Genomic DNA, 22,582 nt, shown 5'->3' with positions numbered 1-22,582 from the left:
ACCGGCCTTGGACCGGTGCCCTTGATGTCTTACTGCTTGTTGACGACTGCCTTTTCCGGGTTTGGCGGGAAGGAGGGGTCGGTCTTGGTGCCATGCAGCAGGTCCAGCGCATAGTTCAACTGGATATCGTCCTTGGCTTCCGGCGGAACGTAGGCTGCGGAGCCCGAACCTTCTTCGGTTTCGCTCTGGCCCTGGATGTGGCCGCGCAGGCTGGATTCGCCTTCGGCGCGAACACGACCCTGAAGCTCTGGCGGCAATGGCTGTTCCACCTTGATGTCCGGCGTAATGCCGGTGCCCTGGATGGATTTGCCGGACGGCGTGTAATAGAGCGCCGTCGTCAGGCGCAGCGCACCGGCTTCGCCGAGCGGAATGATCGTCTGAACCGAGCCCTTGCCGAAGGAGCGCGTGCCGACAACCGTGGCACGACGCAGATCCTGCAGGGCACCAGCGACGATTTCAGAGGCCGAAGCGGAGCCGCCATTGATCAGAACGATCACTGGCTTGCCATCGGTCAGGTCGCCAGCCGTGGCGTTGAATCTGCGGGTCTCATCGGGGTTGCGGCCACGGGTGGAGACCACTTCGCCACGCTCGAGGAAGGCGTCGGATACATTGATCGCCTGGTCGAGCAGACCGCCTGGGTTCAAACGCAGATCGAGCACATAGCCCTTGAGCTTGTCAGCCGGAACGTCCTGCTTGATCTTCTTGATCGCCTTTTCGAGATCGTCATAGGTCTTCTCGGTAAAGGAGATGACGCGCAGATAACCGACATCGCCACCTTCGACACGCGACTTGACCGCGCGGACTGCGATGATGTCGCGCATGACGGTGATGTCGAGCGGCTTGTCGGCGCCTTGGCGGATGATGGTGAGCTTGATCGGCGTCTTGACGGCGCCACGCATTTTCTCGACCGCTTCTTCCAGCTTCAGGCCGCGAACCGGCTGACCGTCGATTTCGGAAATGAAGTCACCGGCGAGAATACCAGCCTTGGCGGCAGGCGTGTCGTCCATTGGCGAGATGACCTTGACCAGCTCGTTTTCCATCGTCACTTCGATGCCGAGACCGCCGAACTCACCCTTGGTCTGGGTGCGCATGTCATTTGCATCTTCGGCGTTCATGAAGCTCGAATGCGGATCGAGCGAGCTCAGCATGCCATTGATGGCATTCTCAACCAGCTTCTTGTCATCCGGCGGCGTTACATATTGCGCACGCACCCGCTCGAAGACATCGCCGAAAATCGAGAGCTCCTTGTAGGTGGAAGGGCCTGCTGCCTGGGCCGGCAGGCTGGCAGAATAGATAACGCTCATCGCCGTGGCACCCATGAGCCCACCGATGAGAAGAAGCGAAGCCTTACGAATCATTACGCGCCCTTCCGGTATTTTTTGCGGACCACCAAGGTTGAGAATCAACCGGCACTCCGTCTTTTCTGAATTCAATGTAAAGCGTTGGCTTGTCAGTTTCCAGCGCCAAAGCCGCCGCACTCGCCACTCTTTTTACGCCCATGGAGGCGATAGGCTCACCGGAGAAAACGAACATGCCCTGCCGCGTTCTCACATTGTCCATGCCCGTCAGTACCAGATGATAACCGTCGCCAGCGTTGAGGATGATCATGCGGCCATAGCTGCGAAATTCTCCAGCAAAAACCACAAAGCCATCGGCTGGCGCTGTTACCAGTGCTTCCGGGCCGGTCGCGACGACGATCCCCTTGGAGAAATGCCCTGTTCCATCGGCATCGCCGAAGCGCCTCAGCACATCTCCAGAAACCGGCATTGCCAGCTTACCCTTCAAGCTCGAAAACGGATATGCTGGCGCAATGCGGTTTTTATCGGGCACCCCGGCCTCGGTTTGCGCTTCCAATTTGTCCCGCTCGGCAGGGGGAAGACGAGCGATCCGCTCCTCTTCCAGACGCGCCTTTTCCTTGGCTTCGCGCACCGAGGAAATCTCGTTTTCAAGCGAGGAAACCAGGCCTTCAAGACTGGTCGCTTTGCTTGCAAGTTCTTCTGATCGCTTGCGTTCTGCTTCGAGATCGGCGGCCGTCTGGCTGCTCTTCTTGTCGTTTTCCGCGCGCAGCAGATCGAGCCGCTTTTCCTCTTCCAGACTTGCCGTCATCATGCCCGTCAGCTGCTCGCGCTCCACAGCAATCGCCTGGCGCAGGTCAGTCAACTCTTTGAGAGCGGTGACGAGTTTGTTCGTTTCAGCGCGAATGCCGGGAACGACGGCGCCGAGCAGGATCGCGCTTCGCACCGAGGCAAGCGCATCTTCCGGGGATACGAGAAGGGCAGGCGGCGGGTTGCGGCCCATGCGCTGAAGGGCTGCCAGGACTTCTGCCAGAACACCGCGGCGTTCGCGAAGCGACGCTTTCACATCATCCTCACGCACGCTGAGCTTTGCCAGCCGGTCCTGACCATCATTGATCTTGGCTTCCAGATCCTTGCGGCGCTGGGCAGACGCGATCAGTTCTTCCTTGATTCGGGCCGTATCCTGATTGAGTGCTGCGATGCTCTCTTCAAGCTGGCGTGCCTTGTCTTCCGACAATCCAATGCTGTCCACCAGTTCCTGTAGATCCTGGCGGTTCTGGTTGCGCCGGGTTTCCAGTTCCTGCAATTCGCTCGATGATTCTGCCGGTGGAGTGGCCGTGGTCGGTGCCGCATCCTGAGCCGCTGTGCTTTGCGGGGTGAGGTATGTCAGACCGATGATGACAGCTGCGCTTGCTCGGAGCGCAAATCGACCCGCCCGCGGGGCAAGTCGAGATCTGTCGCACGCTGGACCCATGATGATGTTCTTCTACCCGCTTTATAAGATTGGCGACCATACGCTGCTTCGCGGCTTCGCGCCAATAGGCATGATCGCGACGCGACATAGACGCGTGTTTGCGACGAAAACATGTCGATGACGGGAAGACCTTAGGGGCCGAATCTAAATCCGGTGATAGGGATGGCCGGAGAGAATGGTCACGGCGCGGTAAAGCTGCTCGGAAATCAGGAAGCGGACGATCTGGTGCGGCCAGGTGAGTTTGCCGAGGCAGAGTGTTGCGGTCGCCTTCTCAGTCAACGACGGGTCGAGCCCATCTGCGCCGCCAATGGCGATGATCACATCGCGCTTTCCATTGTCACGCATGGTGGCGAAAAGCTCGGCGAAAGCGGGGCTGTCCAGCGCCTTGCCGCGCTCGTCGAGAAGGATCAGTGCGGCACCGTCGGCCAGATGCTTTTCCAGCATTGCCGCTTCTTCACGTTTGCGCGTGTCCGGGTTGGAGGCGCGACTTTCCTGCACCTCGATCATCTTGGCAAATTCCAGCCCGATCGCCGGGCCAGCCTTGGCAAAACGATCCAGATAGCGAGACGCAAGCTCTTTCTCAGGGCCGGATTTCAGCCGTCCCACCGCAAAAATTGAAATCCGCATTCACATATCAGCCTATTCGCAACCTGTTGAGTTGCGCTCGTAGCAGAATTGGCTGCGGGTTTCCATGCGACCGAAAAAGGCCTTCGGCCTAAGGCGTGTCGCGATCTTTCAGATCCACTCCCTACGCCTTATTCCTATGCCTTATCGCATCTTGTTATCGCAAAACCGCTGCCCATTTTTGCGCGGCATGCTCTAACCCGCGATCAATGCAGCGTTTCTTCCTCAATGTCCGGCGTCGCCCACATCTTTTCGATGTTGTAGAACGCTCGCACTTCAGGACGGAACACATGGACGATGACATCGCCTGCGTCGATCAGCACCCAGTCGCCGGCCTCGAGGCCTTCAACACGCGCACCGCCGAAACCCTCATCCTTCATATCGGTAATGAGATGTTCGCAGATCGCCGTCACATGCCTGTTCGACCGCCCGGACACGACCACCATGTAGTCTGCCAGCGCCGATTTTCCGGCAATGTTCAGGGAAACGATATCTTCTGCTTTGGAGTCCTCGACACTTGCAAGGACGGTTTCCAGGGCACGACGGGCGGCATCGACGCCACTCTCCTGGCCCTTCGGGATAGCGCTGTAAGCTCTTCCCTTCGTGTGTACTGTTGTCAGAGGTTGTCCTTTCCGAAATGACAAAACAGATACTGTGCGACGCGATTCTCAGCGACGCATAACAAAGGTGGCACCATTACATTCACTTTTCAAGATGTGGGGAACAACGCCCACGCTCATACTTCATTTATGGTGCGGGCTGTTGCCGTTGCGCAAAGCCGTCGAGCTCAGCGTCGAGCGCGGACCATGGATGAAGACCCAGGCAGGCGCCTGCTTCTTCCACAACACTCCGGCATCGTCTTCATCGATGCGCGCATGGCTGAAGGCCTGCGCCATGGTCGATGAAAGATAGGCAAGCGTTGCCCCCGGACGGTCGATCACCGCAATCGGAAAGGTCTCAGCGATCACGCGCCATTTCTGCCAATGGTGGAAGGTTCTGAGATTATCCGCCCCCATGACCCAGATGAAATGGGCGTGCGGATTGCGCGCCTTTATCTTGGCGAGCGTATTGGCCGTGTAGCTGACACCAAGCGTCTGTTCAAACGCGGTGATCTTGATGCGCGGGTCGGTGACGAGATCTTCGCAAGCGGCGATACGCTCGGCAAGCGGCGCCAATTCGGTCTTGCTCTTCAGCGGATTGCCGGGCGTCACCATCCACCAGAGTTGATCGAGGCCGAGGCGGCGCATGGCGATTTCCGCCACCAGCGCGTGACCGTCATGGGGTGGGTTGAACGACCCACCGAATAGCCCAATCACCATGCCGCGCTCGGTGTGCGGCATGGTCAGGTAACGTTGGTCAAGAGCCCGATCAGCCGCCAAATATCAGATCCGCGTTTGGCCGGTGCCATGCACGCGGTACTTAAAGGAGGTCAGCTGCTCCACGCCGACTGGCCCACGCGCGTGCATCTTGCCAGTCGCAATGCCGATTTCCGCCCCCATGCCGAACTCGCCGCCATCGGCAAATTGCGTCGAGGCATTGTGTAGCAGAATCGCACTGTCGATCTCGTTGAAGAAGCGCGCAACGACCTCCGGATCTTCGGCTATCACCGCTTCGGTGTGGTTGGAGGAATAGGTACCGATGTGCTGAATTGCACCGTCGATACCGTCCACCAGAGCCACTGAGATAATGGCGTCGAGATACTCCGTGTGCCAGTCCTCTTCGGTCGCCAGCTTTACCCCGGCAACGGCTTTCTGTACGTCCTCCGAACCGCGAACTTCGCAACCGGCATCCAGCAGAATTTTCACCAAGGGCTCGAGGTGGGTTGCTGCCACGGCGCGGTCCACCAGCAAGGTTTCGGCAGAGCCGCAAATGCCGGTGCGGCGCATCTTGGCGTTCAGCACGATCTTCTTCGCCATCTCAAGATCGGCGGATTTGTCGACATAGACGTGGCAGATGCCCTCCAGATGGGCGAAGACCGGCACGCGGGCTTCCGTCTGGACGCGTCCGACAAGGCTTTTGCCTCCACGCGGTACGATCACATCGACCGTGCCGCCAAGACCGCCGAGCAGCAGGCCAACGGCGGCACGGTCGGTGACCGGCACGAGTTGGATCGCATGCTCTGGAAGCCCTGCAATCTTCAAACCTTCCACGAGGCAGGCGTGGATAGCGCGCGATGAATATTGCGAATCCGATCCGCCGCGCAGGATCACGGCGTTGCCAGCCTTGAGGCACAGCGCACCGGCATCCGCCGTCACATTGGGGCGGCTTTCATAGATCACGCCGATGACGCCGAGTGGCGTGCGCACGCGTTCGATCTTCAAGCCGTTCGGACGATCCCAGGCGGCGATCACCTCGCCGACAGGATCGGCAAGATTGGCAATCGCACGGATGCCTTCGGAAATGCCAGCAATGCGCGACGGGTCGAGCTTCAGGCGATCGATGAAGGAGCCTGCCACGCCTGCCTGTTCGGCCGCTGCGACGTCCTTTTTATTGGCCTCGAGAATGCGGTCCACAGACGCGTCGATGGCGGATGCCATGGCGAGAAGCGCGCGGTTCTTCTGTGCGGTCGAAGCGATGGACAACGGTCGTGAAGCTGCTTTCGCCTGAGCGCCGATATTCATCATCAGCGCATCAACAGACTGGCTTTGCTTCACGGCCTGGTCAGGCATCGACTTCATCCTTCTTTGCTTTTTTGATTTTCACGGCAGCGCCGGTCATCACCAGATCGTCGCGATGGATCATCGCGGAGCGTCCGACATAACCAAGAATGGCTTCGATCTCGTTCGACTTGTGGCCGTTGATGCGGCGGGCCTCGTCGGCGTCGTAACCGGCAAGCCCGCGCGCGATTTCCCGGCCTTGCACCCCGATAATGGCAACGGCATCGCCGCGACCGAAATTGCCCTTCACCAGTTTGACACCGGCAGGCAGAAGGCTCTTGCCTTGATGGAGTGCCTTTTCGGCACCCTCATCGACATGCATTTCGCCGGCTGGCTGGAGCTGGCCGGCAATCCAGGTCTTGCGGGCTGTCACGGGCGTGCCGGAAGGCGCAAACCAGGAGGAGCGCGCTCCGTTCTCGATGGCTTTCAGCGGATGCAGCGTCTTGCCCGACGCGATGATCATGGCGCAACCGGCGGCAGTCGCAATCTTGCCCGCATCGATCTTGGTCCGCATGCCGCCACGCGACAGTTCAGATGCAGCGCCGCCCGCCATGGCTTCGATCTCAGGCGTGATTTCTGCGATGGTCTCGAGGAACCTGGCGTCTGGATCGAGATGCGGCGGGGCTGTGTAGAGACCGTCGATGTCGGAGAGCAGCACCAGAAGGTCAGCGCCGGTCATGGTCGCAACGCGGGCGGCCAAGCGGTCATTGTCGCCATAGCGGATTTCGGTCGTCGCCACCGTATCGTTTTCATTGATGATCGGCGTCGCACCAATCTTCAGCAACTGGTTGATCGTCGCACGCGCGTTGAGATAGCGGCGGCGTTCCTCCGTGTCAGAGAGCGTCAGCAGGATTTGCCCCGCAACGATATCGTGCTTGGAAAGGCTTTCGGACCAGGCGCGTGCCAGAGCAATCTGCCCCACGGCTGCCGCCGCCTGGCTTTCCTCCAGCTTCAACGCGCCAGAGGGCAGGTCGAGCACTGTGCGGCCAAGCGCGATCGCGCCCGAAGAGACGACCTGCACATCGGCGCCGTTCTTCTTCAGCGCCGCGATGTCATCGCAGATCGCGTCCAGCCAGTCCTTCTTCAGCCCCGTCTTGCGGTCCACCAGAAGCGCGGAGCCGATCTTGATGACGATGCGATGATGGCTGCCGAGCGGTTTTCGCGCAAGCGTCATAGACGGTCGTCTCCGTCTTCCAGCTCTTCGATGGGCATGGAACGGTCAGGAAGAGCTGTCTCGCCGCCTTCGCTGGCATCGACGATCACGTCACGAAGCGCGCGCAAGGCTTCCGTCATGCCGATATGGGCAGCAGCGGAAAGCAGAAGCGGCGGACGGCCACAGGCCTTTTCCAGCTCCTTGGCTTTCTTCTTCAGTTCCTTCTCATCCAGCACGTCGATCTGCGACAGCGCGACGATCTCGCGCTTGTCCGTCAAGCCACCACCATAGGCGTTCAGCTCCGCCTTGACGGTCTTGTAGGCCTGGCCAACCTTTTCTTCCTGAGCGGAAACCAGATGAAGCAGCACGCGGGTGCGCTCCACATGGCCGAGGAAGCGATCGCCAATGCCCACGCCTTCATGCGCGCCTTCGATGAGACCCGGAATATCGGCCAGAACGAATTCGCGGCCGTCAATCGTGGCAACGCCGAGATTGGGGTGGAGCGTGGTGAAGGGATAGTTGGCGATCTTCGGACGCGCGCGCGTAACCGTCGCCAGGAAGGTGGACTTGCCGGCATTCGGCAGGCCGACGAGACCCGCATCGGCGATCAGCTTAAGGCGAAGCCAGATCGTCTTTTCTTCACCTGCCAGGCCTGGATTGGCGTGCGTCGGCGCCTGGTTGGTCGAGGATTTGAAATACGCATTGCCGAAGCCGCCATTGCCGCCGGCGGCAAGACGAAAGCGCTGGCCTTCCTTGGTCAGGTCGACGATCAGCGTCTCATTGTCTTCCTCGAAGATCTGCGTGCCGACCGGCACTTTCAGCACCACGTCGGAGCCTTTGGCGCCGGTGCGCGTCTTGCCCATACCGTGCTGGCCGATCGAAGCCTTGAAATGCTGCTGGAAACGGAAGTCGATCAGCGTGTTGAGGCCGTTGACGACCTCGACCCACACATCACCGCCGCGTCCGCCGTCACCGCCATCCGGGCCACCGAACTCGATGAATTTTTCGCGCCGGAAAGAGACGGCACCTGCGCCGCCATCGCCGGACTTGATATAGACTTTTGCTTCATCGAGAAATTTCATCGGAATGCCGTTCTGTCAGCTTACATGCGGTCATGGACATGCCATCCGCGTCAAAAAGGTTCTGCCGCCTGGAATATAGCCGCTTGCCCTGAAGGTCAAAGATTATCATGGGCGAGCGCCGTTGGAACAAGGCCGGTTCGCGACAAAACCGGCCTTGCCCGTCATTGCTTCACATTACGGTCGAACAAAATCTTCCGCCGTTAACTCGGTATCGATATGCGCCACCATGGTGGAGCGTGCGACCGCGTAGATCTCGCTGCAGCCGGTGATGTTGAAGCCGAGCTTTTGCTGCACCTTCAGCGAGGCCGGGTTGTCGGCAAAGACGCCGGAATGCAGCACCTCGCCCGGCATGCGCCGGAAGAAGCGCTCGACGACCGCGCCGACAGCCTCAGTCATGTAGCCTCTGCCCCAGTAGAAGCGGTTCAGCCAGTAACCGAGATGCCACTGGCCGTGACGCCGTTCTACCGACACCACGCCGATCAGGGTGTCATCACCAGCGGTGATGGCAAAATCCCAGTCGGGCAGGGTGCCGGAGGTGCGCAGGATCAGCCATTCCAACGCATCCTGCTTGTAGTAGGGTGCGGGAACGCGGGCCAGCATCCGGGTGACCTGGAAATCGGCAAGCGATTCCGCGATCGAGCCCGCATCGCTAAGCCGCTGGGGGCGAAGCACCAGCCGCTTGGTTTCGATTGTCGGGCAGGGGCCGGGCGGGGCCATGGTTTCGACGCTGCGAGGGCGCATCAACTGAGCCGTACTCATCGCATGTCTCCCCAGCTTCTCAACGATACCCATGTCTTGCGATCCAGCCTGTACCATTCGACGGGAACCATGGCGCCCAGCGCCAGCGATCCGACCATGCCGGAACCCTGCAACTGAAAGCCGCACTTTTGTATGACGCGGCGCGAGCCGATATTGGTCACCCGGCAGCGCGCATCGATCTGGTCGATCTCGCGGGTACGAAAGGCCATGTCGATCAGCGCATGCGCCGCTTCGGTGGTGTAGCCCCTGTTCCAATAGGGTTCGCCAAGCCAGTAGCCCATTTCAAGGGTCTTCTCGTCTTCCTGCGGCTCCAGTCCGCAGCATCCCATGAACTCGCCATTGTCCATGCGCGTAATCGCATAGACGCACTTGCCAATCTCGCCATTTGCTGCACGGCGCACGAAATCCGCGGCGTCTTTCGCCGTGTATGGGTGCGGCATGCGCGACACCATGGTCGCGATGTTGGCGTTGTTGGCAAGATGGGCAAGGGCGTCGATGTCTTCTTCGTGGGGTTTGCGCAGAACAAGTCTCTGCGACAACAAGACGGGGCAATCGCTCCTTGACCGTTCAGGTCTTATCCGTTCCTCGGGTGACCGTGATTGGTCGACCCTCAACAATTCAGCTTGCATGGTTCAGTCCTCCGTGGAGTTAAAGAAAAAGGGGAGTTGGGTGGTGCCCCAACTCCCCTTTTTTGTGACTGAACCTGTTACGTCTCAGCCGGGTCATTGGGACACCGGCTGCATATGACGCTTACCGGCTTATTCTGCGGCTTCCGCTTTCGGCGCTACGGACACGAATACGCGACCATTGGCCTTCGTGCGGAAGTTAACGTTGCCTGCCGTGAGTGCAAAAAGCGTATGATCTTTGCCCATGCCGACATTGGCGTCGGGATGCCACTGCGTGCCACGCTGACGAACGATAATGTTGCCTGGAATGACGGCTTCGCCGCCGAACTTCTTCACGCCAAGGCGCTTGGAGTTGGAATCGCGACCGTTACGCGAAGAACCGCCAGCTTTTTTGTGTGCCATTGGATTGCTCCTTTAAACCTAGTTTCCCGTGTCGCGCCGATTAGGCAGCAACGATGTCCGTGATACGGACGACAGTGTGATGCTGACGATGGCCGCGCGAACGCTTGGAGTTCTGACGACGACGCTTCTTGAAGGCGATGACCTTCTTGCCGCGATTGTGCTCGACAACTTCAGCCTTGACCGTTGCGCCAGCAACGAAAGGTGCACCGAACTTTGCATCAGCGCCAACGCCGACAACGAGAACTTCAGTGAATTCTACAGTTGCGCCTGCGTCTGCTTCCAGCTTTTCGATGGTCAGCACGTCGTTGGCGCTTACGCGGTACTGCTTACCGCCGGTCTTGATGACTGCGAACATTTTTTATCCTTTCATGTTCGTTCCGGCTCTGCGCTTTTGGCGCTGGCCGTCTTTTTATCAGTCGGAGTAGCGGAAATTCGTCGAGGCAAATGCCCTTGGAAACTCTGCCGGTGAACCACTTTTTTCAAAGCGGAGTAAACGGAAGGCGCAATACGCCATCAATTTCGCTCGGGAGTTACGCGAGAGAGCCCCTTCTGTCAAGGTTCAAAACCGCCTAAAAACAACGGTGTCGCCTAGAAAATCGGGCCTTTTCTACCGTTGTTGCAAACAGGTCTCGAATTTTGCGCCGCAAGGGTTTATATCAGCCCCACAGCAAGGAGCAGAAATGGCCCGCATAGACAGTACCGACGATTGGCGGGATCGCCACGCGCCGACAATATCAGCGTTTGAATCGCTTGCCATTGAGGCATATGGCCACCTGCCGGAAGAATTTCGTGCGCTGACGAAAGATCTGATCATCGAGATCTCGGAATTTCCGACCGATGATGTGTTCGAGGACATGGCGCTCGAAACGCCGTTCGACCTGCTCGGTCTTTTCGAAGGCCGCGGTGTGTCGGAGCGTTTCACCATGGAAACCGGCGAGATGGTGAACCGCATCACCCTCTATCGCCGCCCGATCCTGGATTATTGGGCCGAGAACGAAGAAACGCTCGGCGACATCATCACCCACGTCCTCATCCACGAAATCGGCCATCACTTCGGCCTGTCGGACGATGACATGGAGCGGATCGAGGAAAGCGCCGACGACGCGGCGACCGATCGCGGGTGAGTGACTTAGCTTGCGTGCGCGTGTGCGACAAAGCCGCAACGCCCGCTTTTTGTCATTCTCGCCCTTGAGGCGAGGATCCATAAGCCATTGACGCTATTGGTAAAGGTGGATCCTCGGGTCAGGCCCGAGGATGACGGTAGAGGAGGCGTCGACCGTCACAAACGCTCTTACTGCTCACCCAGCTTCATATCAGGATGATAGTCCTTGCCTTCGACGGTCTTGGTCACCGCCTGGCCGCAATGCATGATGCCGGCTGCTGCGTTGAAGGCGTAGCTTGGGGAGCCCGCCAGTTCCCAGCCCTTGTTGAGGGCTTCGGTCACGCGGTGACAAAATTTGGCGTCGTCGGGGCCGGTGATGAAACGGTAGACCTTCATGTATTCTCTGCCTTTCTTGCGGCGATGATCTCGGCGATTGCGACGAGGCGTTGCGCTTGGCCCACATGCAGCCGTTCGATCATCCGTCCGTTCATGTTGATGACGTTCAATCCCACAGATTCGGGTTTTGCGAAAGCCGCGATCGTTTCGCGGGCTTCGGCAAGTGCGATCTCGTCCGGAGCAAAGGCGGTGTTGGCCGCATCGATCTGCGCCGGGTGGATCAGCATCTTGCCATCGAAGCCCATGTCGCGCCCCTGCTCACATTCCCTCGCAAAAGCGTCGAGATCGCGAAAATCATTCGAAACGCTGTCGATCACGTCCAGCCCGTAGGCGCGGGCCGCGAGTACAACCTGCATCAGCCAGGGCACGAGGTAGGCGCGTCCCGGTCTTGCCGGAACGCGGGTGTCCTTGCGCAGATCATTCAGACCCACCACAAAGGCGCCGAGTCTCGCGGCTTTGGTGTGAGCAGCCTCGGCGATCGCTGCGGCATTCAGGACGCCGCGCGGCGTCTCGATCATCGCCCAGATACGCAAACTTTCTGGAGCATCGGCCTCGTCCAGAAGATCGGCAAGTTCATGGATGTCCGAGGGCTGCTCGACCTTCGGCAGCAGCAAGGCCTGGGGTGCGCAGGTCAGCGCAGCCTCTACATCCTTGCGTCCGGCCGGAGTGGAGAGCGGATTGATCCGAATGATCGCTTCGTGGTTGGCAGGAGGTGTTTCGCGGAAGAAGGAAAGAAGGTTGTTTCGCGCCTCATCCTTCATGTCTGGAGCGACCGAATCTTCCAAATCAAAGATCGCGCCATCGCAGGCAAGAGAGCTCAATTTTTGTAAGGCTCTCAGATTAATAGCAGGCACTGAAAGCAGCGAGCGGCGCGGGCGGACAGTATTATCGACAAAAAAATCGGCCATGCCCCACTTGTGTCAATCTTTTGTTACATCTGCAAGGTCGATGACGGTGTGAAACCTCTTGCAAGCGTCAAGAAGAAGGCCCACATTCGTCTGGACAGAAAGGTTTGGACCATGCAGGGCATTCGTACATTCTTCATCGCAGCCTCCAGCATCGCAGTTCTGGCTTTGGCCGCGCTCTTCACCGCATCTCTGACGATCGCGTTCGTCGGAACGCTTGCGGTTCTCAGCATCGCCAAGATGTTCTCCTCCCGCCTCAAGCCTGAGCCTATCCGGGTTAAAACGCAGGACCACCGCCAGCAGAACATGCGCGTGTGGAATGACGGTCGCGGCACGATCATAGACCTCTGATCGCGTTGGCTGATTCTCGGGCATAAAGACCCAGATTATATGCGGCGTACCGCAATGGCGTGCTTTGATCTTCAAAAGCGCGCCTTTTTGCTTTAATGGCCTTGGTTAAACGGCTAAGGGCCGCAGCAGAAGTTCGGAGTGAGAGATGGATAAGTTCACCAAGCTGACGGGTGTCGCCGCCCCCATGCCGGTCGTCAATGTCGACACGGACATGATCATTCCCAAGGATTACCTCAAGACGATCAAGCGCACCGGTCTGGGCAAGGGCCTCTTCGCCGAATCGCGCTATTTGGAAGACGGTTCGCCAAATCCTGATTTCGTGCTGAACAAGCCCGCTTATCAGAATGCCCAGATTCTGGTGGCCGGGGATAATTTCGGCTGCGGCTCCTCGCGTGAGCATGCGCCATGGGCGCTGCTCGATTTCGGTATCCGCTGCGTCATCTCAACGAGCTTTGCCGATATCTTCTACAATAACTGTTTCAAGAACGGCATTCTGCCCATCGTCGTCAGCCCCGAAAACCTCGAGAAGCTCTTGGACGATGCCTCGCGCGGCTCCAATGCCGTGTTGACGATCGACCTGGAAAACCAGGAAATCAGTGGCCCGGATGGCGGACGCATCACCTTCGAGATCGATGCCTTCAAGCGTCACTGCCTGCTGAACGGTCTGGATGATATCGGCTTGACGCTGGAACATGCCGGCGCGATCGACAGCTTCGAAAAGACCAACGCCTCCGCCCGGCCCTGGGCCTAACAGCCCGTCCCATAATTGCCGTTGGCCGCCTGCAAATGGCAATTTCTGCGCTTCCGGTGCTCACGTACTTAAGTACGCTGCGCTCCGGTTCTCGAAATCCCCATTTTCGGCAGACCAGCGACAATTCTTGAACAGACTGTGAAACGAAACGAGGACGTCTCGAAAGCCGGTTTGGTGCGTCACCCGTACCGAATCGGCTTTTGCTTTGCTTGAAATGCTTGAGGTCGAGCGCTAAGAAGCCCGCATCTTGCAGCCCTTCGGTGTTGCAAACCATGTTTTGACGTGCGCTTTTTTTCCAAGCGCCCAAGGAGGATTTCATGACTGTGCGCTCGCTCTTCCTGTTGCCTGGCGACGGTATTGGCCCGGAGGCCATGGCCGAGGTCCGCAAGCTGATCGATTATATGAACAGCGAGAAGAATGCTGGCTTCACGGTTGAGGAAGGTCTTGTTGGCGGTTGCGCCTACGATGCGCATGGTGCGGCGATTTCCGATGCGGATATGGAAAAGGCGCTTGCAGCTGACGCCATTCTCTTCGGCGCGGTCGGCGGACCCAAGTGGGACGGCGTGCCTTATGAAGTTCGTCCGGAAGCGGGCCTGCTGCGCCTGCGCAAGGATCTTGAGCTTTTCGCAAACCTGCGTCCCGCCATCTGCTACCCGGCGCTCGCTTCTGCCTCGTCGTTGAAGCCGGAGCTGGTTGAAGGTCTCGACATTCTCATCGTCCGCGAACTCACCGGCGGCGTCTATTTCGGCGAGCCGAAGCAGATCATCGATCTCGGCAACGGCCAGAAGCGCGGGATCGACACGCAGATCTACGACACATTCGAAATCGAGCGTATCGCCAGCGTCGCTTTCGAACTGGCGCGCACGCGCGGCAACCGCGTCTGCTCCATGGAAAAGCGCAACGTCATGAAGTCCGGCGTCCTGTGGAACCAGGTCGTCACCGAAACGCATGCGGCGAAGTACAAGGATGTGCAGCTTGAGCATATGCTGGCCGATGCCGGTGGCATGCAGCTGGTGCGCAAGCCCAAGCAGTTCGATGTCATCGTCACCGACAACCTCTTCGGCGACATGCTCTCCGACGTCGCGGCCATGCTGACGGGTTCGCTCGGCATGCTGCCCTCCGCGTCTCTCGGTGCACCGGATGCGAAGACCGGCAAGCGCAAGGCTATGTATGAGCCGGTTCACGGCTCCGCGCCAGATATTGCCGGCCAGGGCATTGCCAATCCAATTGCGATGATCGCCTCCTTTGCCATGTGCCTGCGCTACTCCTTCAACATGGTCGATGACGCCACGAAGCTTGAAACGGCGATCGCCAATGTGCTGGAAAAAGGCATCCGCACCGTCGACATCATGGCGGCCGGCGCGCGCCAAGTCAGCACGTCGGAAATGGGCGATGCGGTTCTGGCGGAATTCAAGGCTCTGTAAGAAGGCCTCAACGTTCAGTGGCGCCCGAGCTTTGCTTGGGTGCCACTCTCACAGGGGGGAGCCTTGTGCTAGCCGATCCGGTAGGCGCACCGTCTTGCGCCGTGTAACAGGTGCTCGGTGCGCTCCACCGGTGCACTCAGCACAGTTCTGAAAATATCAATCTCTGAACGGCAGAAGCCACGGCAGGCGGTTGCGGCGGCACATATCGGACAATGGTTCTCGACGAGAATGAAGTGTCCGCTCGCTTCCTGCCACCAGCTTGCCATGTAACCCTCGGCGACCCGCAAGGCTGAGAGCCGTGCCACACGCTCGTCCAACGTTTCTGCGCCGAGAAGAGCCGCGCTATAAATCGCCGTTGTCTTGCGTTCTCGCGCTGTCATGATCGTTTCCAGCGCATTTTCACCAAGCTCGCTGCCTATCGCTTCGATGAGTGACACCGCCACGTCAGTGTGACCATCCGGAAATTCGCGATGGCCAGCACTGGTCAGACGCCAGCTTTGACGTGGTCGTCCCCGCCCGACTGCGGGCTGTGCAATGCTTTCCACCAAGCCTTCATCGGCGAGTTTGGCTAGCTGCTGGCGCGCCGCTTCGCCGGTCAGGCCAAGACTCTCGCTGAGCGCTGACGTGGCTTGCGGGCCTTCGGTCTTCAACAGGAAGAGTAGCCTGTCACGGGGAGAGGGGCGCATTTTGTCTGTCCTGCCGCTTGCTTAATTTATCTGCGGGTGTAATTTCCAAGATATAACTTGGATAAATCCAGACGGCCGACTTTGCAACGGCCTTTTATCGGAAATTCGATCATGTCTCCTTCCGGCACGCCTCCGTCAACCAACCTTTGGACTCTCTTTTCTGCCCGGCATGTGGCAGCAAGCCTGATGCTCTCGGGTGGCATCGCGCTTTATGCGATCGAGACCTACGTGACTGCCACGATCATGCCGTCTGTCGTGCGTGATATTGGTGGCCTGCCTCTCTTCGCTTGGGTGACGACGCTCTACGTCACTGCCTCTGTGCTGGGCTCGGTCTTTATCGCCATCCGTCCACGTGGCCTTAGCCTCAATCGGACCTACAGTCTCGGCGCAATCCTCTTTCTCCTCGGTTCGGCGATCTGCGCTGTGGCCCCAACCATGGAGATCGTCCTCGCCGGGCGAGCGGTGCAGGGCTTCGGGGCCGGGACATTGGCAACGCTGGGCTATGCTTTCATCCGCTATGTCTATCCCGAGTCTCTGTGGAACAAGGCAACGACGCTCTATGCCGCGATCTGGGGCATCTCGACCTTCATCGGACCGACGCTCGGTGGCTTCTTCGCTGAGGGCAGCGCATGGCGGCATGCTTTTGCGATCATCGTGCCCTTCGCACTTGTCATGGGCGTTCTCGCGCCGCGCCTGCTTCCAAAAGGGGTGGACGACCGGACCCAGACCAAGGCGCCGCTCCGGCAGATGATCCTGCTGTCTGCTTCGCTGCTGCTGGTCAGCTTCGCGAGCACCGCCGAACAGGTTGGCCTCCGCATCTCGCTTGTTGGTTGCGCCCTTGTTGCGATTGCCGGACTTCTGCTCGTCGAAAGACGAGCGACGCTGCGCATTCTGCCGCGCGGCGGCACCCTGCTCTCGATGCCGATCGCCCGCGTTTATGCCGCGATGGTCATGCTGCTGGCGGCGCTGACTTGCGACATTTACATCCCGTATTTTCTCCAGCATCTGCACGCGGTCCCACCGCTGATTTCTGGCTATCTGGTCGCCCTCGTGGCGCTCGGCTGGACGGTAGCCGCATTCATGTGCAGCAATTTCACAGGCAAGGCGATGCGCCATTCCATCCTTGCAGGCGCCATTTTGGAAGCTGTCTGCATCGGCATGCTGGCAGTGACGCTGGCACGGCCCAATCTCGATGGAAATGTGCTTCTGGTTAGCGCAGCCGCTTTCCTGATCTTCGGCATGGGCTTCGGTGTTGGGCTGGGATGGGCGCATCTCGTAACCCATGTTCTGCATCTCGCCGAGCCTGACGAGAAAGATAAGGCATCAGCTGGCATCACCACCGTACAGTCTCTCGGCAGCGCGTTTGGCGCGGCTCTTTCCGGTGTCATCGTCAACAGCACCGGGCTTGTCAGCCCCGGCGGCGTTGAAGGTGCTGCATCTGCCGCGACGTGGCTCTTCGTGCTCTTTGCGGTGCCTGCGGTTCTGGCAGCGTTCGCGGCCTTCTCATTGCCAGAGCCACGCTACGGAGCGCAGCTGCAAGAGGGTACTTGAACGGTCCTGGCCTGACCCGGAGACTTCGAAGTGCTTGCGAGTGCTTAGTTCTTCGCAGCCTCGCCAGGCTTTGCGGAGATGGCATGGACGGTCGGATCTTCCGGGCGTCCGATGTTCTCGCCCTTGGCAAGCAGTGGCTCGTAGCGCTTGTCGGTAAGCGTCTTGAGGAAAGCCACGATGGCATCGACACGTTTGTCGTCGAGTGCCGGCGCGGATGTCAGTTCTTCCATGGCGATGTTGTCCGGCACCTCCGGGGCGTCCCACTTTTCGCCCGTTTCCGGGTTGATCTGACGGCTCGGCTTCTTGCTCTTATATTTCACGTAGAACAGCACGACGGTGCGCAGGTCCTTGAAGACGCCGTTGTGCATGTAAGGACCGGTCACCGCGACATTGCGGAGCGACGGCACCTTGAACTTGCCGCGCTGTGCCGGATCGTCGCCGACCGCCGGGTTTTGCGACAGCCCCAGATCGACGGCATCCGGCTTCGAACCATTGGCCGCGCGCGCTATTTTATTGGCCGGGACGCCGATGTTGAAATATTTGTGGTTGGTAAAGACGCCGTCCGAGAGGCCGTGTTCGCCCTTGATCGTGTGGCAGGTGTTACAGTTGGTGAACTGTGTTGACGACATCAACACGCGGCCGAGTTCTTCCTGGTCAGTGAGCTTTTCCTCGCCGCGCAGGAAGCGGTCATATTTGGAATCGAACGTCGAAAGCGCGTCGGAGCGCTCGTAAGCCGCCAGCGCCTTGCCCATGGCGGCAAAGGCCTCCTCGTCGTTCTGGAGGACGTCTGGTCCAAAGTAGCTCGAAAACGCGGTGACATAGTCGGGGTTTTCCTTCAGCCGCTTCACCACGCTGCCCTTGTCGGCCATCCCCATTTCAATCGGGTTGAGCGGCGGGCCGCCGGCCTGATCTTCCAGCGTTGCGGCGCGTCCATCCCAGAACTGGCCGCCAACATAGTTTCCTTCGGCGTCCTTGCCGAAGGGCGGGGAGAATCTGGCGTAAGTTGCCGTCGGCGCGTTGCGATCCCCCAGCGACTTGCCATCATCGCCAAGCGAAACGGCATGGCCTGCCTTTTCCGTATCGCGGATGTCGGTAAAGCCATTAGCAGAGGTATGGCAGGTGGAACAGGACATCGTCCGGTTCATCGACAGATTGGTGTCGTGAAACAGCGCCTCACCGAGTTTTTCGACGGTTGGGTAACCAGTGCCGCCATGGGCCGCTCCGCCAAGACCCATCGCAACGGGGAGGAGAATCAGTGCCGAAGCGGCAAGAAAATGAGAGAATTGCCTGACCATGTCAGAGCCGCCGGAAATAATGAAACCGGTGTCTCTATACCATCTTCTACACGCCGCGCACAGAAACTTTCTTCAAGGTCTCCACTTTGTCGCAGGCGCTTGTTTCGGCCTTAGACGTCGAAGTAGTCCTCGAAGGATTCCGGGAAGCTCTGGCGCGCCACGCGCTCGTCGATCACGAGCATCGCCTCATAGGAAAGCGGATCGAAATTCTTCTCGGCGGGGAGAACTTCACGTCCGAAGAGTAGGCTGAGGCGGGCGGCATCGAGATTGCCGCGCTCGAAGGGTTCCGCGCCGAAATGGTGCCAGAGCGCGTGCAGGAAAGCCGCATCGATACGATGTTCCGGCGTGCCGGGCCGGGCTTTGCGCGGCAGCTGCTTGATGGGGGTGACGCCGCGCGGATTGGCGCGGCGTATGGTGAACTGGACGCCTGTGCCCGGCATGCCGGATGGAAAACCACGGTGTTTGGTCATGTCGGGCAGGTTTGCCATTCGTCTATCCTTCAGCTCTTGCCGATCTTGTCCTGCGTCTTGGTGTCGAAATCGGACGCGTCGTGACGTTCATGTAGCTGTTCTGAAGGATCACCGGAAGCCTTGTTGACCATGCGACCGCGTTTGACGGCGGGACGCTCGGCAATTTCATCGGCCCAGCGCTTCACATTCTTGTAGCTTGCGGCATCCAGGAACACTTCCGCCTTCGGGTAGGATTGTCCACGCGCCAAGTTGCCATACCAAGGCCAGATGGCAATATCGGCAATCGAATACTCGTCGCCCGCCATGTAGCGGTTCTCGGCGAGATGGCGATCGAGCACGTCCATCTGGCGCTTGGCCTCCATGGCAAAACGATCGATGGCATATTTGATGTGGATCGGTGCGTAGGCGTAGAAATGGCCGAAGCCGCCGCCGAGGAAGGGCGCCGAACCCATCTGCCAGAAGAGCCAGCTCAGCGCCTCGGTGCGGGCCTTATGCTCCTTCGGCAGGAGGGCGCCGAATTTTTCTGCGAGATAGAGGAGAATGGAGCCGCTTTCGAAGACGCGCGTTGGCTCTGGCGTAGAGTGATCGACGAGAACAGGAATCTTGGAATTCGGATTGGCCGCCACGAAGCCTGAACCGAACTGGTCGCCATCGCCGATCTTGATCAGCCAGGCATCATATTCCGCACCCGAATGGCCTGCCGCCAAAAGCTCTTCCAGCAGAATGCCGACCTTCTGGCCGTTGGGTGTTGCCAGCGAATAAAGCTGCAGCGGATGCTTGCCGACCGGCAGTTCCTTTTCATGGGTTGGCCCGGCGATCGGCCGGTTGATATTGGCAAACGCTCCGCCATTGCCCTTTTCCCACTGCCAGACCTCTGGTGGCTGGTAGCCTGCGGGGAAATTGTTTTCGGGAGACTTGTCGGTCATGAAGATCCGTCCTTATTCCAAATGGGGTTCCAGGTAGGGATGCAGTGTTTCAGCAATATAGGAAATGCAAAGTCGTTCCTCCACTCCCGCAAAGGACGGAACACCTGCCTCCAGAAAAAGAACCTGCTAAGCCTTTGCGATCGCGTGGAAAAATGTTCCGCTGACGAGGCCGCGCCTGCCGCCGGATGGCCCGAGCGGCTTGCCGAGACCATCGGCGATTTCCGCGAAAGGTTGATCGGTGCCGGCATCCGTGACGCTGGCATAATGAAACTCATGTCCGCGTAAAATATCGCCGGCTAGCCCAAGCGGGCCGGTCTCTGCAATCTTCGCCTGACGGTAACCCAGGTTCATTTTCCGCTTGGCAAAGCTGGTGGCGTGGGAGAGCAGACCAGTCATGGCATGCGTCACGCCGTTTGCGTCCTCCAGCGCTTCACCCAACACCATATAGCCTCCACATTCGCCATGGACCGGCTTCGTCTGCGAAAAATGGGCAAGCGAGGCCTTGAAGCGCGACGCGGTTGCAAGCGGACCGGCAAAAAGCTCTGGATAACCGCCGGGCAGCCAGCAGATGTCGCAGGATGCATCTGGACCTTCATCGGCAAGCGGGGAGAAGGGGAAAATCTCGGCACCGGCTTCCCGCCATTGGCGCTTCAGATGCGGATAGAGGAAGGTAAAAGCGGCATCTTCGGCCAAGGCGATGCGTTGGCCGGGCGGGGCAATTCCCGCTACGAGAGAACCTTCGGCCAAGTTTACGGGCGTTGCCAGAGCCAGCAGCGCATCGAGATCGATGGCGCGCTCCATCGTGTCGGCCAGTCTTTCGATATGGGCGTCGATTTCCGGATGTTCGCTCGCCTGCACCAGACCCAGATGCCGCTCGGGCAGGGTCAGCGACGGATCGCGCATGACGCAGCCGGCAACGGGAAGGCCGATCTTTTCGATCGCTTCGGTGCAGAGCGTGCGGTGGCGTTCGCTGCCCGCGCGGTTGAGGACCACGGCAGCCATCTTCACCGCCGGATCGTAATGGGCAAAACCATGCGCCATCGCAGCCGCCGTTTGCGACTGGCCGGACACATCCAGCACCAGCAGCACGGGGATATCGAACAGACCCGCCAGATCGGCGGCCGAACCGGTCCGGTTGTCGGAAACGGCAATGCCATCGAAGAGGCCCATGGCGCTTTCGATCAGCAGAAGGTCCGCGCCTTCTGCCTGTTGGGTCAGAAGATGGCGCAGCAGCTCGGGCTGCATCGCCCAGCTGTCGAGGTTGAGACCGGGTGTTCCGGTTGCAACCGCATGGAAGCCTGGATCGATATAATCCGGCCCGGTCTTGATGCCGCGCACTTTGACGCCGCGGCGGGCAAAGGCGCGCAGCAGACCGATGGTGACGCTGGTCTTGCCGGAGCCGGAGCGGGGCGCGCCGATGATGATGGCTTTTGCGGTCATGGCAGAATTCTAAACTCCGGGCCCTGTCTGATGTGCAATTGGTCTGTTGTTTACCGATGACGGCTCACGCTGCAAGGTCTATAGGACATTCATGGAAACGGATGGCAAAAACCTTCGGCGTGGCTGGACCACCGGCACCTGCGCTGCCGCAGCGACGAAGGCCGCCTGCCAGGCGCTTTTGACCGGTTACTTCCCCGATCTTGTCGATGTCGAACTTCCAAACGGGTCTCGACCGGCCTTTGTTCTGGCGACGGAGGAGAAGGGTGACGGGTTCGCCCGCGCGGGCATCGTCAAGGATGCCGGCGACGATCCCGATGTCACCCATGGCGCGCTGATCGAAAGCACGCTGCGCAGAACGGAGAAGGGAAGCGGTATCAGCTTCAAGGCGGGCAAGGGCGTGGGCATCGTCACCCGGCCCGGCCTACCGCTTTCGGTGGGAGAGCCTGCGATCAATCCCGTCCCGCGTCAAATGATCGCCACTGCAATCCATGAGGTGGCAGGCGGTGAGGCGGATTTTGAAGTGGAAATTTCCGTGCGCGATGGAGAGACGCTGGCGGAAAAGACGCTGAATGGACGGCTTGGGATCGTCGGCGGGCTCTCCATTCTCGGCACCACCGGCATCGTCATTCCTTTCTCCTGTTCCGCTTGGATCCACTCGATTTGGCGCGGCATCGATGTGGCACGGGCGGAAGGGCTTCCCCATCTGCTTGGCGCTACGGGGAATGCCTCGGAAAAGGCGGGACAAGCCTTTTATGGCCTGCCCGAGACCGCGTTGATCGACATGGGCGATTTCATTGGCGGCATGCTGAAATATCTGAAGAGCCATCCCGTCCCGAGAGTAACCGTGGCGGGCGGTGTTGCGAAGATGACCAAGCTGGCGCAGGGAATGCTGGATGTGCATTCCAAGCGTGGGATGGCGGATCTGGAAGCGTTGGCAACGCTGGCGGAAGAGGCAGGGGCGAAGGCTGAGCTTTCAGCCGCCATTCGGCAGGCCAATATGGTGGCGCACGCTTTTCAACTGGCCGAGGCGGCTCACATCGATCTTGGGCAAATTGTTGCTGAGAAGGCCTGGGTCACCGCCGCGGCAGCGCTTGGCCGGAATGATATCGTGTTCGATATTCTGGTCTTTGATCGCGACGGAAGCCTTAAGGGCCGAACATTGCCGACGCCATCCGATCACGCGGCCCCTTATTCCGAGGGGCCGATCGGCTAA

The 22,582-nt window shown here is 59.3% G+C and carries 25 protein-coding genes; 6 read left to right on the top strand and 19 right to left on the bottom strand.

From position 1 onward, the window contains the following. Window positions 1–29: 29 nt before the first annotated feature. From QE435_RS13475 to rplU, 12 genes are all read right to left on the bottom strand, one after another. Window positions 30–1,358, bottom strand: coding sequence for a S41 family peptidase (locus tag QE435_RS13475; protein ID WP_306934632.1), 1,329 nt, complete (start codon window positions 1,356–1,358; stop codon window positions 30–32). Further along, window positions 1,348–2,769 carry a murein hydrolase activator EnvC gene (locus QE435_RS13470; RefSeq protein WP_349041682.1) on the bottom strand — a complete coding sequence of 474 codons (1,422 nt, stop codon included), beginning with the start codon at window positions 2,767–2,769 and terminating at the stop codon, window positions 1,348–1,350. Before QE435_RS13470 ends, QE435_RS13475 begins: the two co-directional genes overlap by 11 nt. A 144-nt stretch (window positions 2,770–2,913) precedes the next feature. Beyond that, window positions 2,914–3,396 (bottom strand): 23S rRNA (pseudouridine(1915)-N(3))-methyltransferase RlmH, encoded by a 483-nt coding sequence (gene rlmH / locus QE435_RS13465; protein WP_349041681.1) that lies wholly within the window; start codon window positions 3,394–3,396, stop codon window positions 2,914–2,916. Between the two features lie 203 nt (window positions 3,397–3,599). Further along, window positions 3,600–4,037: a ribosome silencing factor gene (gene rsfS / locus QE435_RS13460; protein ID WP_306934629.1), complete on the bottom strand. Its 438-nt coding sequence runs from the start codon at window positions 4,035–4,037 to the stop codon at window positions 3,600–3,602. 99 nt (window positions 4,038–4,136) lie between these two features. After that, the gene (locus QE435_RS13455; RefSeq protein ID WP_306934933.1) at window positions 4,137–4,733 is read right to left on the bottom strand and encodes a nicotinate-nucleotide adenylyltransferase; all 597 of its coding nucleotides are present in this window, start codon (window positions 4,731–4,733) and stop codon (window positions 4,137–4,139) included. 42 nt (window positions 4,734–4,775) lie between these two features. Beyond that, the gene (locus QE435_RS13450) at window positions 4,776–6,062 is read right to left on the bottom strand and encodes a glutamate-5-semialdehyde dehydrogenase (protein ID WP_349041680.1); all 1,287 of its coding nucleotides are present in this window, start codon (window positions 6,060–6,062) and stop codon (window positions 4,776–4,778) included. Continuing rightward, entirely contained in the window at window positions 6,055–7,224 is a 1,170-nt protein-coding gene (proB, locus tag QE435_RS13445; protein ID WP_306934627.1) for a glutamate 5-kinase, read from the bottom strand. Before proB ends, QE435_RS13450 begins: the two co-directional genes overlap by 8 nt. Next, window positions 7,221–8,285 carry a GTPase ObgE gene (obgE, locus tag QE435_RS13440; RefSeq protein ID WP_296019228.1) on the bottom strand — a complete coding sequence of 355 codons (1,065 nt, stop codon included), beginning with the start codon at window positions 8,283–8,285 and terminating at the stop codon, window positions 7,221–7,223. Before obgE ends, proB begins: the two co-directional genes overlap by 4 nt. Before the next feature lie 174 nt (window positions 8,286–8,459). Further along, window positions 8,460–9,044, bottom strand: coding sequence for a GNAT family N-acetyltransferase (locus tag QE435_RS13435; protein ID WP_306934625.1), 585 nt, complete (start codon window positions 9,042–9,044; stop codon window positions 8,460–8,462). After that, window positions 9,041–9,673, bottom strand: a complete 633-nt coding sequence (locus tag QE435_RS13430; protein ID WP_062424760.1) for a GNAT family protein — start codon at window positions 9,671–9,673, stop codon at window positions 9,041–9,043. Before QE435_RS13430 ends, QE435_RS13435 begins: the two co-directional genes overlap by 4 nt. Before the next feature lie 129 nt (window positions 9,674–9,802). Then, entirely contained in the window at window positions 9,803–10,072 is a 270-nt protein-coding gene (gene rpmA / locus QE435_RS13425) for a 50S ribosomal protein L27 (RefSeq protein WP_062424761.1), read from the bottom strand. A gap of 40 nt (window positions 10,073–10,112) precedes the next feature. Next, entirely contained in the window at window positions 10,113–10,427 is a 315-nt protein-coding gene (rplU, locus tag QE435_RS13420; RefSeq protein WP_309771983.1) for a 50S ribosomal protein L21, read from the bottom strand. A gap of 325 nt (window positions 10,428–10,752) precedes the next feature. On the opposite strand from rplU, the gene QE435_RS13415 reads away from it, so the two are divergent. Further along, on the top strand, window positions 10,753–11,196 hold the full coding sequence (locus QE435_RS13415; protein WP_309771982.1) for a metallopeptidase family protein: 444 nt from the start codon (window positions 10,753–10,755) through the stop codon (window positions 11,194–11,196). 167 nt (window positions 11,197–11,363) lie between these two features. On the opposite strand, the gene QE435_RS13410 is transcribed toward QE435_RS13415, so the two are convergent. Beyond that, window positions 11,364–11,570, bottom strand: a complete 207-nt coding sequence (locus QE435_RS13410) for a DUF1737 domain-containing protein (protein ID WP_306934622.1) — start codon at window positions 11,568–11,570, stop codon at window positions 11,364–11,366. Next, the gene (locus tag QE435_RS13405) at window positions 11,567–12,478 is read right to left on the bottom strand and encodes a CoA ester lyase (protein WP_349041679.1); all 912 of its coding nucleotides are present in this window, start codon (window positions 12,476–12,478) and stop codon (window positions 11,567–11,569) included. The genes QE435_RS13410 and QE435_RS13405 overlap by 4 nt, the downstream gene beginning before the upstream one ends. A 111-nt stretch (window positions 12,479–12,589) precedes the next feature. Here QE435_RS13405 and QE435_RS13400 point away from each other — a divergent pair, with 111 nt between their 5' ends. The 3 genes from QE435_RS13400 to leuB all read left to right on the top strand — a co-directional run bounded on the left by QE435_RS13400 (window position 12,590) and on the right by leuB (window position 15,001). Continuing rightward, complete coding sequence (locus tag QE435_RS13400; protein ID WP_306934620.1) at window positions 12,590–12,826, top strand: hypothetical protein; 237 nt, start codon at window positions 12,590–12,592, stop codon at window positions 12,824–12,826. Between the two features lie 145 nt (window positions 12,827–12,971). Then, a complete protein-coding gene (gene leuD, locus QE435_RS13395; RefSeq protein ID WP_309771979.1) occupies window positions 12,972–13,577 on the top strand; it encodes a 3-isopropylmalate dehydratase small subunit in 606 nt (201 codons plus the stop codon). Window positions 13,578–13,894: 317 nt separating this feature from the next. Next, window positions 13,895–15,001 carry a 3-isopropylmalate dehydrogenase gene (gene leuB, locus QE435_RS13390; RefSeq protein WP_349041678.1) on the top strand — a complete coding sequence of 369 codons (1,107 nt, stop codon included), beginning with the start codon at window positions 13,895–13,897 and terminating at the stop codon, window positions 14,999–15,001. Between the two features lie 68 nt (window positions 15,002–15,069). Here the strand turns inward: leuB and QE435_RS13385 are convergent, their stop codons facing one another. Then, complete coding sequence (locus tag QE435_RS13385) at window positions 15,070–15,687, bottom strand: metalloregulator ArsR/SmtB family transcription factor (protein ID WP_349041677.1); 618 nt, start codon at window positions 15,685–15,687, stop codon at window positions 15,070–15,072. A 111-nt stretch (window positions 15,688–15,798) separates the two neighbouring features. On the opposite strand from QE435_RS13385, the gene QE435_RS13380 reads away from it, so the two are divergent. Beyond that, a complete protein-coding gene (locus QE435_RS13380) occupies window positions 15,799–17,238 on the top strand; it encodes an MFS transporter (protein ID WP_349041676.1) in 1,440 nt (479 codons plus the stop codon). Window positions 17,239–17,282: 44 nt separating this feature from the next. Here QE435_RS13380 and QE435_RS13375 read toward each other — a convergent pair whose 3' ends face one another. The 4 genes from QE435_RS13375 to QE435_RS13360 all read right to left on the bottom strand — a co-directional run bounded on the left by QE435_RS13375 (window position 17,283) and on the right by QE435_RS13360 (window position 21,369). Then, a complete protein-coding gene (locus QE435_RS13375; RefSeq protein WP_349041675.1) occupies window positions 17,283–18,533 on the bottom strand; it encodes a cytochrome-c peroxidase in 1,251 nt (416 codons plus the stop codon). Window positions 18,534–18,643: 110 nt separating this feature from the next. Next, window positions 18,644–19,021 carry a hypothetical protein gene (locus QE435_RS13370; protein ID WP_062444471.1) on the bottom strand — a complete coding sequence of 126 codons (378 nt, stop codon included), beginning with the start codon at window positions 19,019–19,021 and terminating at the stop codon, window positions 18,644–18,646. 11 nt (window positions 19,022–19,032) lie between these two features. Beyond that, entirely contained in the window at window positions 19,033–19,929 is an 897-nt protein-coding gene (yghU, locus tag QE435_RS13365) for a glutathione-dependent disulfide-bond oxidoreductase (RefSeq protein WP_349041674.1), read from the bottom strand. Window positions 19,930–20,055: 126 nt separating this feature from the next. Further along, window positions 20,056–21,369: a cobyrinate a,c-diamide synthase gene (locus QE435_RS13360; protein ID WP_349041673.1), complete on the bottom strand. Its 1,314-nt coding sequence runs from the start codon at window positions 21,367–21,369 to the stop codon at window positions 20,056–20,058. A gap of 91 nt (window positions 21,370–21,460) precedes the next feature. On the opposite strand from QE435_RS13360, the gene QE435_RS13355 reads away from it, so the two are divergent. Further along, a complete protein-coding gene (locus tag QE435_RS13355; protein ID WP_349041672.1) occupies window positions 21,461–22,582 on the top strand; it encodes a cobalt-precorrin-5B (C(1))-methyltransferase in 1,122 nt (373 codons plus the stop codon).

This window comes from Agrobacterium sp. SORGH_AS 787 (assembly GCF_030819035.1).
GTDB classification, from domain to species: domain Bacteria; phylum Pseudomonadota; class Alphaproteobacteria; order Rhizobiales; family Rhizobiaceae; genus Agrobacterium; species Agrobacterium larrymoorei_B.
The sequence above is the reverse complement of the archived record's forward strand: the minus strand, read 5'-3'. Positions and strand labels throughout refer to the sequence as shown.